This is a genomic window from Devosia sp., assembly GCF_017744655.1.
Classification (GTDB): domain Bacteria; phylum Pseudomonadota; class Alphaproteobacteria; order Rhizobiales; family Devosiaceae; genus Devosia.
This window is the reverse complement of the sequence record NZ_JAGIAW010000002.1, coordinates 13,352-26,266: the sequence shown is the minus strand read 5'-3', so window position 1 is coordinate 26,266 and position 12,915 is coordinate 13,352. Positions and strand designations below refer to the sequence as shown.

Here is a 12,915-nt window from a genome sequence, read left to right as displayed (position 1 = left end):
GTCAGTAGCTCAATGGCGGCTGGGGCGCGTTTTCCGGCTCAGCCAGACGCATGGTGTCGGTATTGTCCGCATCGAGGCTTTTATAGGCGCGGAAGGCGAGCACCAGCAGGAAGCTAAACATGGAAAAGCCGATGACGATGGCGGTCAGGATCAGCGCCTGCGGCAGCGGATTGGCAATCGGCCCCGCGGGCACATCGAGCCCGCCCGGCACGATGGGCGCCACTTCGCGCGTCACCCGCCCGGCGGTGAAGATCAGCAGATTGACGCCATTGCCCAGAATGGTCATGCCGATCAGCATGCGGATTACCGAACGCGACAGCAGCAGGTAAATGCCGAGCGAAACGAAGACACCGACGAGGGCAGCGAGGACATAATCCATCAAAGGTCCTCCTCTCGGTCGCTTTCAAGCGCCAGGGCAATGGCCGAGAGCGTGCCGAAAACGACGAAATAGACCCCGATATCGAAAAACATCGGCGTCGAGAACGGCACCACGGTTTCCCCGAGATCGAGATAGAGCCAGATCGAGGTCATGAACGGCGCTTCGATGAAGAGGCTCAAGAGCCCCGAAAAGCCGGCCAACAGCACCCCGAAACCGGCAATGGCCAGCGGATCAACCTTCAGCGCCCGCCGCACCGCCGGCACGCCCGAGGCCATGCCGAAAACCGCGATGGATGCAGCGGCAATCAACCCGCCGATGAAACCGCCGCCCGGCTCATTGTGACCGCGCAAGCAAACATAGACGGAAAAAACCAGCATAGTCGCAACGATCAGCGGCGCCGCCGTGCGGAAAATGACCGTGTTCATGGCCCTGCCCCCTCCGTCTTCTTGCGCCGGCGTAGCAGGGCCAGAATGGCGATGCCCGCGCCCATGACCACCGAGATTTCGCCCAGGGTATCAAAGCCGCGATAGTCGACGAGGATGACGTTGACGATATTGGCGCCATGGGCAATCGGCACGCTGGTGGCGGTAAAGAAATCCGAGAGCCGCGTATCGAGCGTGCCCGTCAGCACCAGCATGAGCAGCAGGCTCACCCCGGCGCCGCAAACGACGGCCAGCGTCCCATCGCGAGCCCAATCCTCGAATGGCCGGTGATCTCGCGCATCGAGCCGGAGATTGGTCATGACGATGGTGAGGATAACGACCGAGAGCACTTCCACCATAAGCTGGGTAAAGGCCAGGTCCGGCGCGCCGAAAAGCAAAAAGATCAGCGCCAGGGCCGTGCCCTGAATGCCCAGCGAAAGAATGGCAATGAGTCGGCTCTGCGCAATCAGCACCGCCAAAAGTCCCAGCACCGCCAGCAATATGACACCCCATTCATAGGGACGCAGTTCCGGTAGAACCAGACGCTTGGACCAATCGCCCAGCTCCGCCGTCGGCACGATCCAGTCGAGCCCACCCAGCGCCAGCATGGGCCAGAACAGCGCCAGTGCCAGCGCAGCAAAGACCACCAGCAGATAGAATTCGAGCTTTCCGTGATGCAGCGCCCGCGTCACCGTCGCGGCAAGGCGGATGAGGCCGAACATGACCAGATCGAAAACCGTATCGGCGTTCCAGCCGATCCCAGCGCTTAGTCGCCGCAACACCGTACGGATCGCCTGACCCTGCCGGAAGACCACAATACCGAGCAGCCAGGTCAGCGCCGAAAGCCAGATTAGCGGGCTCGCTAGATCGAGCGCGAGTTTCAGGTGCGGCTCCACCGCATGCCCCAGAATGGCCGTCGCGCCCGGCGCCAGCACATGCGCGCTCAACCAGTCCGGCAAAAGGCCCGCGACCACACCGACGCCGCCGAGCAGGATCGGTCCCGCCAACATGGACACCGGCGCCTCATGCGCATTCTTGGGTGTCGGCAAAGCATCGCCGAGAAACGGCCGGATCATCACGATCAGTGCTACACCCGCAAGCAGCGCATTGCCGACAACCAGCACAGCCAGCACAAGCAGCATCAACCAGTCGCCGCCAACCAGCGCCAGATACATCTCTTCCTTGGCAAAATAGCCCACAGTCAGCGGCAGTCCGACCATGGAGAGCGCCGCCAGCGCCGCGCCGATGAAGGTCACCGGCATCCTGTCGGCGAGGCCACCAAGCGCGGTGATGTCGCGCGTTCCCGCCTCATGGTCGACCGCGCCAGCTACCATGAAAAGCCCCGCCTTGTAGCAAGCATGCGCTACAAAATAGACCAGCACGGCCGCGATCGCCGCCTCGCTGCCGAGCCCGATCAGCAGCACCAACAGCCCCAGCGAAGCAATCGTCGTCTGCGCCAGGATTTGCTTGAGATCAGTTTCCCGAAGCGCGCCCAGCGCACCCCAAATCAGCGTTACCCCGCCAAAAGCCACGAGCACGCCGGTCCAGACCGGTGTGCCGCCCAAAACCGGCGTCATGCGCGCGAGCAAATAGACGCCTGCCTGCACCATGGTCGCCGAATGCAAAAATGCCGAAACCGGCGTCGGCGCCTCCATGGCATTGGGCAGCCAGAAATGCAGCGGGAACTGTGCCGACTTGGTGAAGGCCGCGCCGATGAACAGCGACAGCACCAGCCCATAAAGCGCATGATCTTTCAGCACGCCATCGAGCCCGCGCAATTCGCTGAGGAGCCAGGTGCCCGATAGATGCTGGGCCAGAATCACCCCCACCAACAGGCACATGCCGCCGATATTGGTGATCACCAGCGCCTGAATGGCGCCGCGTCGCGCCGCCTGCCGATTGTGGTCAAAGCCGATCAGCAGGAAGGAGGTGACCGATGTCGCCTCCCAGAACATGAAGAGCGCCAGCATATTGTCGGCCAGCACCAGCCCCAGCATCGACCCCATGAAGGCCAGCATATAGGCGAGGAATCGCCCCTTGTGCCTGTGCCCCTTCAGATAGGCGCCGGAGTAGAGAATGATCAGCGTGCCCACGCCCGCAATGGTCAGGGCAAAGATCAGGCTCAGGCCATCGGCGAAAAAGCTCAGCGTCAGCCCATAGGACGACACCCAGCCAAATGACGCCGCAATCGTGCCGCCGGCAATGACAGGATCGCTGACGCCCAGCAGCAGGAGAAAAATCCCGGCGGGAACGGTCGCGAGAACCCAGCCCGAATAGCGGCCGGCGAGACTATGAACGAAGGGCGTCAGCAGCGCCGCCAGAAAAGGCGCCAAAGCGGCAAGGGCGATGCTGGCTTCAAGGGACAGCCCCACTCGGCCCCTCCTCCATGCGTTGGTCGTTCGGGTTGAAGTGACCTTAACCATGACACCCCCGAGAACAAGCCAAATCGGACCTGGGGCTACGATAGTTGCGGATATCTTCAATGGCTTAGGGTCTGGCAATCCCGCGCCGTGCGGCCTATGTCCTTGTCACCTGTTCTGCGGCCTAAAATCCGCTTCTCTCGATCCCCTCGGAAAGACGATGAGCCCAATCACTCCTCCCCAAGCCAAACGCGTGCCCCATAGCCACACCCATCACGGCGTGACCCGTGAAGACCCCTGGGCGTGGCTGCGCGCCGAAAACTGGCAGGAGGTCATGCAGAGCCCGGAAACGCTCGACCCGGAAATCCGGGCCTATCTCGACGCCGAAAATTCTTACTACGAAGACCAGTTCGGCAAGCCGACCGCGGCCCTACAGGAAAAAATCTACAAGGAAATCCGGGGCCGTATCAAAGAGGACGACTCTGGCGTCCCCTCGCCCGATGGCCCCTGGGCCTATAATTCGCGCATGCTCGAGGGCAAGCAATACCCGCAGGTCGTGCGCACCCCGCGCAACGGCGGCGCTGAAACCGTGCTGCTCGACTGCAATGTGGAAGCAGGCGAAGACTATTTCGGCTTTGCCGGTGCCGACCACGACATGAGCCACCGCTATCTCGCCTGGGCCGCCGACCGCGCCGGCTCGGAATATTACGACATCGTCGTGCGCGATCTCGAAACCGGTATGGACAGTCCGGAAGTCATCAAGGACACGGCCGGTTCATACGTCTGGTCCAATGACTCCAAGGCCATCTACTACACCGAATATGACGACAACCACCGCCCCTATCGCGTGCGCCGCCACGATATCGGCACCGAGCAATCCGCCGATCCGATCATCTACGAAGAGAGCGATCCCGGCTTTTTCGTCGGCGTCGGCAAGACGCAGAACGACAAGTTCATCATCATCGATGCTCACGACCACCAGACTTCGGAAGTCTATCTGATCGACGCCGAAAAGGGCGGCGAACCCCGCGTGGTCTCTCCCCGCCTCGTCGATCGCGAATACGACGTCGAGGAGCGCGACGGCCTTCTTTATATCCGCACTAATGCCGAGGGCGCCGAAGACTACAAGGTCGTCACCGCCCCGCTCGACAATCCCGGCGCCGAGAACTGGACCGACCTCATCGCCCACCGCCCCGGCGTGCTGGTGCTCGACACGATCGTCATCAAGAACCATCTCCTGCGCCTCGAACGCCAGGACGGCCTGCCGCGCATCGTCGTCCGCGACCTGACCACCGGCAAGGAAGATGTGGTTCGCTTCGAGGAAGAGGCTTATGCGCTGGGGATGTCGGTCGGCTACGAATTCGACACCACCGTCTTCCGCCTTTCCTATTCCTCGCCGACGACGCCCAATCAGGTTTTCGACGTCGATCTCGCAACCGGCGCCCGTACCCTCCTCAAGACGCAGGAGGTTCCTTCCGGCCACGATCCCTCTAAATACGAAACCCACCGCATCTTTGCCAAGGCGGCAGATGGCGCCGATGTGCCAGTCACTCTTCTTTACAAGAAGGGTACCAAGCTCGACGGCTCCAACCCGGCTTTGCTCTACGGCTACGGCGCCTATGGCATGTCCATGCCCGCAAGCTTCTCGGTCTCGGTCCTGTCGCTGGTCGACCGCGGCTTTGTCTACGCCATCGCCCATATCCGCGGCGGCATGGACAAGGGCTATGCCTGGTACAAGAACGGCCGCCGCGAATTCAAAACCAACACTTTTTCCGACTTCATCGCCGCCGGTGAGGCGCTGATCGCGGGTGGCTATACCCAAAAGGGCAAAATCGTCGCGCAGGGCGGTTCGGCCGGCGGCATGCTGATGGGCGCCATCGCCAATCTCCGCCCCGATCTCTGGGCCGGCATCATCGCCCAGGTGCCTTTCGTCGATGTGCTTAACACCATGCTCGACGACACCCTGCCGCTCACCCCGCCCGAATGGCCAGAATGGGGCAATCCCATCACCTCGTCTGAGGACTACACCCGCATCGCCGCCTATGCCCCCTATGAGGCGGTCTCCGCGCAAAACTATCCGCCGATCTTCGCCCTAGCCGGTCTCACCGATCCGCGCGTCACCTATTGGGAACCGGCAAAATGGGTCGCAAAGCTCCGGGCAACCGCGACGGGGGATGCTCCATTATATCTCAAGACCAATATGGGGGCCGGCCACGCCGGTGCCTCTGGTCGCTTCGACCGCCTCAAGGAGACGGCACAGTGCTACGCCTTTGCGATAAAGTCGGTTGGTTTGGACGGTTAGTTCTCCCGCCGTCATTGTTGCGCCAAGGCAAAGTGCTTATACATCGTCACAATTCCGATTTCGCTTGAGCGTCATCTTTCCAGAAACGGAGGCTACCATGTCCACCAAGTTTACCCTGCCGCCCCTGCCCTATGCCTACGACGCGCTGGGCCCCTACATGTCGGCCGAGACGCTTGAGTTCCACCACGACAAGCACCACCAGGCTTACGTCACCAATGGTGAAAAGCTGCTCGAAGGTTCGGGTCTCGAAATCCTGCCGCTCGAAGACATCGTCAAGGAAAGCTTCGGCAAGAACCAGGGCCTCTTCAATAATGCCGGCCAGCACTACAACCACGTTCACTTCTGGAACTGGATGAAGCCCAATGGCGGCGGCAACAAGCTGCCGGGCAAGCTGCAGGCAGCCGTTGATTCCGATCTCGGCGGCTTCGACAAGCTGCGCGCCGATTTCATCGCCGCCGGCACGACCCAGTTCGGCTCGGGCTGGGCCTGGATCTCGGTCAAGAACGGCAAGCTCGAAATTTCCAAGACCGCCAATGGCGAATCTCCGCTGGTTTATGGCGGCAAGCCGATCCTCGGCGTCGACGTGTGGGAACACTCCTATTACATCGACTACCGCAATGCCCGTCCCAAGTACCTCGAAGCCTGGTTCGACAACCTGGTGAACTGGGAACACGTCGAGCTGCTCTTCGAAGAAGCCACGGCTTAATTCGATTTCTCGATAATCGTCACCACCGTCTTGTCCCGGTGGTCTATGCAGACCCGCCAGCGTCCACGCCGGCGGGTTTTATTTTGCCCGCCGATTAACTTTTCCCAAGATTATCCGCGACTTGGTGGAATCCCCAGCTTCAAACACCCGCGAACCCGTGTTAACGCTCTATTTACCACAAGGGGGGATGCGTTGACGTTACGGCCGAAAACGGTCGCCATTCTGGCGGCCAATCCTGCGCTTACGTCTGTGCTGACCATGGTTCTGGCCGGCGATACGCGCCTGCGCGTGCGCCCCTTCGAGAGCGAAACAGAGCTTTTCGCCTATATGCGAATCGCCCCGCTCGATATGCTCGTCGTCGATTTCGACCGCGAAGGCCGCCCGGCCTATGAAATGGTCGAAGCCATACGCCTCGATCCGCGCTTCGTCAGCCGCGAACTGCCCGTCATCGCCCTCACCCGCAGCATCACCCCGCCCATGCGCCATCAGGCGATCAGCGCCGGCATCGATGAGGTTCTGGTAAAGCCCATGTCGCCGCGCCATCTGCTGCAGCGCGTCCAGGCTCGCCTGATCAATCGCAGCGTCGTTGGCCTGCTCGGCTCAGGCTATCGTGGCCCCGAACGCCGCGACCGCGTGCCCATGCCCAAGCCGCAGCCCAATCATGCCCGCCGCTCGACCGACAACGTCGTGCCGCTCTTCCCCGACCGCCGCAAGCCGATGCATCCAGGTTTGGAGCCGCTGGCCTAAGCGTACCGGTTGTAGCGCCGTTCTGCGACGCGACGGCAAGCAATAGCCATTCCATCGTCATTGCCGGGCTTGTCCCGGCAATCCATCTCGCCTCCGCATGGACCACCGGGACAAGCCCGGTGGTGACGACGATCGATGATCTCGGTCGAAATCGAATTCTGCCGGACCTCATCCGGAGCGCAGACCTCTACCGCTTCTGCTCGAGCACCCAGCTGACCTTGTTCCAAAGGTCTTCCACTGAATCCGCAAACTGCACATACCGGTCATAGCCCGCGACCGAATGCGACAGCACATCGCCGGCAAAGCCCTTCACCACCTCGAAGGCGCGGTGGCGATTGAGCATCACCACGGGTTTCGCTCGCCCCTGCCGCGACGCCCAGCTCCCGAACAGGGCCGATGTCGAAGCCAGCGATCCCGGCAGCGCCACCAGTACCTGTGTCTCTTCGGCAAACAATGCATGGCGCGCTTCGCGCTCCTCGACGACCCGCACCGAAACGTCCGAAAGCGTCGGGGGCAAGGCCACGTCAGCATCGGCCAGAACCGACACCGCGCCGCCCGCCGTCTTGGCCGCCGTCATCAGCGGTAGCGGTCCCACGCCATTTTCCCAGAGACACAGTAGTTGCGCGCCACGCCGGGCAAAGAGCGTTCCCGTTTGACTCATCAGGCTCGCGCGTTCCGGATCGCCCGGTCCCTTGTCCGAGGCGAAAATGCCGATAACCGCCATGCTCATCGCCCCTTCATGCTGCCCAGAATGCCGCGCACGATGGCATTGCCCAGCCTGTTGGCCACGGTCCGGGCAAAGGAATTCATCGCGGCCTCTGCAGGCGTCTGCCGGCTCGACGTGCGACGTGGCTCGGAGGCGCGTTCTTCTCGCGCCCGTTCCTTCGCTACACGTTCCGCAGCGACGCGGTCTGCCTCGTCATACTTGGCCCGCTCTTCTGCCAATTGCCGATCGCGCGTCCGGCGCTCCAGAATTTCAAAGGCTGATTCACGATCCACGACGCTGTCATAGAGCCCGCCTACCGGCGAATTGGCCATCGTCGCGTCGCGCTCGGCCGGATTGAGTGGCCCCACCTGCGCCGAAGGCGGCCGGATCAGCGTGCGGCCAACCATGGAGGGAATACCCTTGTCCTCCAATACCGAGACCAGCGCCTCGCCGATCCCCAGTTGGGTGATAACCTCTTCGGTGGAAAAATCGGGGTTAGGCCGGAAGGTTTCCGCCGCCACCTTCACGGCCTTCTGCTCGCGCGGCGTATAGGCGCGCAGCGCGTGCTGCACGCGGTTGGAAAGCTGCGCCAGCACAGCTTCCGGAATATCGATGGGGTTCTGCGTCACGAAATAGACACCGACACCCTTTGAACGGATCAGCTTGACCACCTGCTCCACCTTGTCGATCAGCGCCTTGGGCGCATCGTCGAACAGCAGATGCGCCTCGTCGAAGAAGAACACCATTTTCGGCTTATCCGGATCACCGACTTCCGGCAGTTGCTCAAAGAGTTCCGAAAGCAGCCAGAGCAAAAAGGTGGAATAGAGCCGCGGCGACTTCATCAACTGATCGGCCGCGAGTATCGAGATGAACCCGCGCCCATCCGTGTCGACCCGCATCAGGTCGGCAATTTCCAGTGCTCGTTCACCGAAGAAATTGTCGGCTCCCTGCTGTTCCAGCACCAGCAGCGCCCGCTGGATGGCACCGACCGAGGCCGTGGTCACATTGCCATAACGCGCCGAGATTTCCTTCGAGCGCTCCTGAATGCTGACCAGCATCGCGCGCAGGTCCTTCAAATCCAGCAGCAGCAGCCCTTCTTCATCGGCCACGCGGAAGGCGATATTGAGCACACCTTCCTGCGTATCGTTGAGATCGAGGATGCGGCTCAAAAGCACCGGCCCCATCTCGGAAATGGTGGCGCGAACCGGATGGCCCTGCTTGCCGAACAGATCCCAGAAGACCACCGGGAAGGAGTCATTGGTGTAGTCGGTAAAGCCGATATCCTCGGCGCGCTTGGTCTGCCATTCCTGAATTGGCTGGCCCTTGGCGACGCCGGATAGGTCGCCCTTGATGTCGGCGGCAAAGACCGGCACACCCGCCGCCGAAAAACCCTCGGCCAGCGCCTGCAGCGTAACAGTCTTGCCGGTGCCCGTTGCCCCGGTCACGAGCCCATGGCGGTTGCCATATTTGAGGCTCAGATATTCCGGCCGCGTGCTCGTGCCGAGATAGATCTTGCCGTCCACGAGCATGTAGTCACCTCTTTGGTCTTCTAAAGTCTTGCCCGTTATAGCCAAAGCCGTTCACCACGTCTTTGGGTTTTGCTCGCCCCAGGCGCCAAAGCTGGCACAATGGCACCATGCGCCAGAAAATCGAGATCACCCGTCGCCATGCTCTTGCCGGTCTCGCCGGCCTCGCCGTCGGCTTGCCCATGGCAGCAAAGGCGCAAACCGTGGATCTCGTGCCCGACAGCGACGCCGACCAGAGCGCAGCGCTGCAGGCGGCGCTCGATAGCGCCACCGGGCGCCTGACCCTGCCGGCCGGCCGCTTTCGCGTCAGCAATATCAATTTCCCGGCCAATATGGTGGTAGAGGGCGTACCCGGCGCCACTGTTCTCGTTGCCTCCGGCACGGCCATTGGCGGCTTCCTGCACCAGTCTGGCCTCGTCCTCCGCGATATCGGCTTTACCGGCGATAGCGGTAGCGATCCGCTCTTCGGCATCCAGGCGGCCGATAATGTCACCATCGAACGCTGCCATTTCTCCGAAAGCCCCGGCATCGCCCTGTCGCTTTTCGAAAGCACCGCGACCATCCGCGATTGCACCTTCGAAAACCACGGCGACGCCGCAATCCATTCCCTCGACAGCACCGGCCTTCTTGCCAGTGGCAACACCATTTCCGGCTGCGGCAATGCCGGCATCCGCATCTGGCGCAACGAGGCCGGGGCCGACGGCTCCATCCTTGTCAACAACCGCATCAGTAAGATCGACTGGCGCCAGGGCGGCAATGGTCAGAACGGCAATGGCATCAATGTCTATCTCGCCGATGAAGTCGTCGTTGCCGACAATCACATTTCCGATTGCGCCTTCACCGCCGTGCGCCTCAACACGACGAAAAATTGCCAGGTGACCGGAAACATTTGCCGTACCTGCGGCGAGGTCGCGATCTTCTCCGAATTCGGCTTTTCCGGCTCGATCATCGCCGACAATGTGGTCGATGGCGCCGCTACCGGCATTTCCATCACCAATCTCGACAGCAATGGCCACCTAGCCGTCTGCTCGGGCAATATCGTGCGCAACATCTCGCCGAAATCAGCAGTGAACCCCGACACCGTCCCAGTCGGCATCTATGTCGAGGCCGAGGTCGCGGTCACAGGCAATGTGGTCGAAAACGTCCCCGGCGTCGCCATCGCCGCCGGCTTCGGCAGTTTCATGCGCTCCGTGGTCATCACCAGCAATGTCGTCTATGCCAGCAATATCGGCATCGGCGTCTCAGTCGCCGAAGGCGCCGGCAAGGTGCTCATCGCCGACAACATGGTGCATGAGCCGAGCGTCGGCGAAATCGTCGGCCTCAAATGGACCGAGGTCGCCGAAACTGACCTCCGCGCCGTCGCCGATCGCTATCCGCACGTCACCATTCGCTAGAGCCAAAAGGCGCTAGACCATTCAAAAACACAGTGTCATTCCCGCGAAAGCGGGAATCTCTGTTTCTGTTCAAGGAGATTCCCGCTTTCGCGGGAATGACGCGGAGTAAAGAAGGCCGCAAAATCGGCCTTCCTCCCTTACAAGACCGCGCGGACCTCCCCCACAACAGTCTTCCGCACATTCAGCGTCGGCTGCCGGGCGAATTGTTCCAGCACCTTGCGCTGGCTGTCATCCGGCTCGGCAAATTTCAGCAGCAGCGCCGCGACCATCGCCTGGCTCGCCGCCATATTGCCGTCGTCGCATTTGAGCGCGTAGCCCCAACCCTTGTTGCGAATGGCGCCGCATTGCACGCCTTCCGCCCCGCCCTTCTGCATGACGCGGCCGCCAAAGGCCTCCATCACCAGCGTATCAAGATGGCCCGTACCTGCGACGAGATGCGGATGTTTCGTCGCTGCATCGAACAGCGCCCGCGCGCCGGCCGCATGCCCGGCATCAAGCCCCTGCCCCGTCGCCATGCGCGCAAACCCCTGCGCCCAGGCGCGGATCGGTGCCGCCCAGGTGGGAATGGAACAGCCATCCGTCCCGCAACGATCTTCCGTCAGTCTTTCGCCAATCACCAACTCCACCGCCGCCCGTACCGCGCGCTGCACTTCGTGCTCGCGCTTCACATATTCCCGCGTCGGCACGCCCATGGCCAAAGCCACGCTCAGCATGCCGGCATGTTTTCCGGAGCAATTGTTGTGAAGGGCACTTGGCTCTTCGTGACGCTCCCGCAGTTCTTCGCGCGCCACGCCATTGGTCGGCTGATGCGCACCACATTCGAGATCGGCCACCGACAGGCCCATGCGCCCCAGGAAGTTGGCGACATTGGTCACATGGTCGTCCTCGCCATGGTGCGAGGCGCAGGCCAGCGCCAGCTCTTCGGTCGAATGATGAAAACGATCCACGGCGTGCCGATCGAAAATCGCCAGGGCCTGCATGGATTTGATCGCCGAACGCGGAAAGACCGGCCGCTCGATATCGCCGGCCGAGGCAATCACCTTGCCATCCGCATCCATGACGACAAAGGCGCCGCGATGGCGGTTTTCCACCCAGTTGCCGCGCACGGCCTCGGCGAGAATGGGATTGGCATCCATGAATAAAACTCCGGCCCTGACTGTCCCTGAGGAACAGTGCAGAGCCGGAAAAGTCAACATGCATGGGTAGGAGGTACGCGGTTACTAAAGAGGCGCGCCGGGCAAACGGCGCTGAAATTCAGATGTCCCAGTTTTCCATCGGCGTCAGGAAGCGCGAATTGACCCAACCGCGCGTATTCTGACGTTCGACGAGGCACCAATCGGCGCTCTTGGGAACAGTGATGCAGCGTTCAACCCACACCGGGGTATCCGGCCGGAGGGCACCAATCTTCTGCGAATAGCTGGCCGGCCACTTGCGCACGTTCAACTGGTCCCAGTGGGCGACATTGCTGACGCGCGCCAATTGCTCGACCTGGTAGCCTGCCGCCATGGCAGGCTGCACGGCAAAACCGGCTGCGGCGGTCACCACAAGGCCACAGAGCGCTGCGACCAGAACCTTTTCCTGTGACTTGTTCATTTCACTATCCCCCGGGGATGGATTTCATCTTGGCCTCACCCTGCCCGAACCGGCTTGAACTCACCCTGATGGGCTCGTTCAGGCTCGGTTCATCTTGCGGGCACCTTCGGCCGGCTGGCTCAGTTCATGTCGCGCTGGTGGACATAGAGGATGATGCTGTCATTGGCGCCGTGGCGCAGCGAGACGACATCGTTCTGGTCGTAGCCCTTGGCGGTCAGTGCAGCCATCAGCGTGGCATTGCGGGCAATCGGCACGCGCAGGTGGTTGACATTGCCGTTCACGAAAAGCGCGCCGTAGGCGTTCTTGCCGGGCACGGTCAGGTCTTCACAGACCGGCAGCAGGGCGACGCGATTGCCGTTGATGGCGAAAATGTCGGCCTGTTTGACGCTGCGCATGTGGCCCATGGAGGCGGCGCAGTCATATTGCTGGCCAGAGCCCTGCGGATAGCGCTGATTGCCGCCCGGCACGGCGAACTGGGCAAAGCTCGGAGCGACGGAAGTGGCGGTGACGAGGCCGGCGAGAATGGCGAGCGTGGTGATCTTGAGCATTTTGTTTCTCCAATTTGGGTTCGGCATCCGCCCCTCGCGGACCGCCTTCGGGTTCGATGTCCTTGCATCGAGCGTGGCGGTGTTATGAGCCCCGACCCTTGAACCCTCACTGAGAACCACATTCATCTTGCGTTAACCGGCAAAACCCCAGCCACGCAGCGCCAATCGATTGGCACAAGGGCAAATTCCGCATAGGCTCGGCCGACAAAATCAGCGTGCAAATTGAGGAGGT

General features: G+C 61.6%; 12 protein-coding genes. 4 read left to right on the top strand and 8 right to left on the bottom strand.

The window, feature by feature from the left end; all coding sequences use genetic code 11:
• Position 1: 1 nt before the first annotated feature.
• From J7557_RS06095 to mbhE, 3 genes are read right to left on the bottom strand one after another with little or no spacing between them, the layout of a single operon-like run.
• The gene (locus J7557_RS06095; RefSeq protein WP_291418383.1) at positions 2 to 379 is read right to left on the bottom strand and encodes a Na+/H+ antiporter subunit C; all 378 of its coding nucleotides are present in this window, start codon (positions 377 to 379) and stop codon (positions 2 to 4) included.
• Positions 379 to 804, bottom strand: a complete 426-nt coding sequence (locus J7557_RS06090; protein ID WP_035086635.1) for an MnhB domain-containing protein — start codon at positions 802 to 804, stop codon at positions 379 to 381. The genes J7557_RS06095 and J7557_RS06090 overlap by 1 nt, the downstream gene beginning before the upstream one ends.
• Positions 801 to 3,173 (bottom strand): hydrogen gas-evolving membrane-bound hydrogenase subunit E, encoded by a 2,373-nt coding sequence (mbhE, locus tag J7557_RS06085; RefSeq protein ID WP_291418380.1) that lies wholly within the window; start codon positions 3,171 to 3,173, stop codon positions 801 to 803. Before mbhE ends, J7557_RS06090 begins: the two co-directional genes overlap by 4 nt.
• A 208-nt stretch (positions 3,174 to 3,381) precedes the next feature.
• Here mbhE and J7557_RS06080 point away from each other — a divergent pair, with 208 nt between their 5' ends.
• The 3 genes from J7557_RS06080 (at position 3,382) to J7557_RS06070 (ending at position 6,916) form a co-directional block, all read left to right on the top strand.
• Positions 3,382 to 5,463 (top strand): S9 family peptidase, encoded by a 2,082-nt coding sequence (locus J7557_RS06080; protein ID WP_291418378.1) that lies wholly within the window; start codon positions 3,382 to 3,384, stop codon positions 5,461 to 5,463.
• A 97-nt stretch (positions 5,464 to 5,560) separates the two neighbouring features.
• Positions 5,561 to 6,169: a superoxide dismutase gene (locus J7557_RS06075; protein ID WP_291418376.1), complete on the top strand. Its 609-nt coding sequence runs from the start codon at positions 5,561 to 5,563 to the stop codon at positions 6,167 to 6,169.
• 192 nt (positions 6,170 to 6,361) lie between these two features.
• The gene (locus J7557_RS06070; RefSeq protein ID WP_291418374.1) at positions 6,362 to 6,916 is read left to right on the top strand and encodes a response regulator; all 555 of its coding nucleotides are present in this window, start codon (positions 6,362 to 6,364) and stop codon (positions 6,914 to 6,916) included.
• A gap of 187 nt (positions 6,917 to 7,103) precedes the next feature.
• Here the strand turns inward: J7557_RS06070 and J7557_RS06065 are convergent, their stop codons facing one another.
• Entirely contained in the window at positions 7,104 to 7,646 is a 543-nt protein-coding gene (locus tag J7557_RS06065; protein ID WP_291418372.1) for a hypothetical protein, read from the bottom strand.
• Positions 7,643 to 9,151 carry a helicase HerA-like domain-containing protein gene (locus J7557_RS06060; protein ID WP_291418370.1) on the bottom strand — a complete coding sequence of 503 codons (1,509 nt, stop codon included), beginning with the start codon at positions 9,149 to 9,151 and terminating at the stop codon, positions 7,643 to 7,645. Before J7557_RS06060 ends, J7557_RS06065 begins: the two co-directional genes overlap by 4 nt.
• Positions 9,152 to 9,258: 107 nt before the next feature.
• On the opposite strand from J7557_RS06060, the gene J7557_RS06055 reads away from it, so the two are divergent.
• Positions 9,259 to 10,542, top strand: coding sequence for a TIGR03808 family TAT-translocated repetitive protein (locus tag J7557_RS06055; protein WP_291418368.1), 1,284 nt, complete (start codon positions 9,259 to 9,261; stop codon positions 10,540 to 10,542).
• Positions 10,543 to 10,679: 137 nt separating this feature from the next.
• Here the strand turns inward: J7557_RS06055 and J7557_RS06050 are convergent, their stop codons facing one another.
• The 3 genes from J7557_RS06050 to J7557_RS06040 form a co-directional block, all read right to left on the bottom strand.
• A complete protein-coding gene (locus tag J7557_RS06050) occupies positions 10,680 to 11,678 on the bottom strand; it encodes an asparaginase (RefSeq protein ID WP_291418366.1) in 999 nt (332 codons plus the stop codon).
• 118 nt (positions 11,679 to 11,796) lie between these two features.
• Positions 11,797 to 12,135, bottom strand: coding sequence for an SH3 domain-containing protein (locus J7557_RS06045; RefSeq protein ID WP_291418363.1), 339 nt, complete (start codon positions 12,133 to 12,135; stop codon positions 11,797 to 11,799).
• 119 nt (positions 12,136 to 12,254) lie between these two features.
• On the bottom strand, positions 12,255 to 12,683 hold the full coding sequence (locus tag J7557_RS06040) for a hypothetical protein (protein ID WP_291418361.1): 429 nt from the start codon (positions 12,681 to 12,683) through the stop codon (positions 12,255 to 12,257).
• Positions 12,684 to 12,915: the final 232 nt, after the last annotated feature.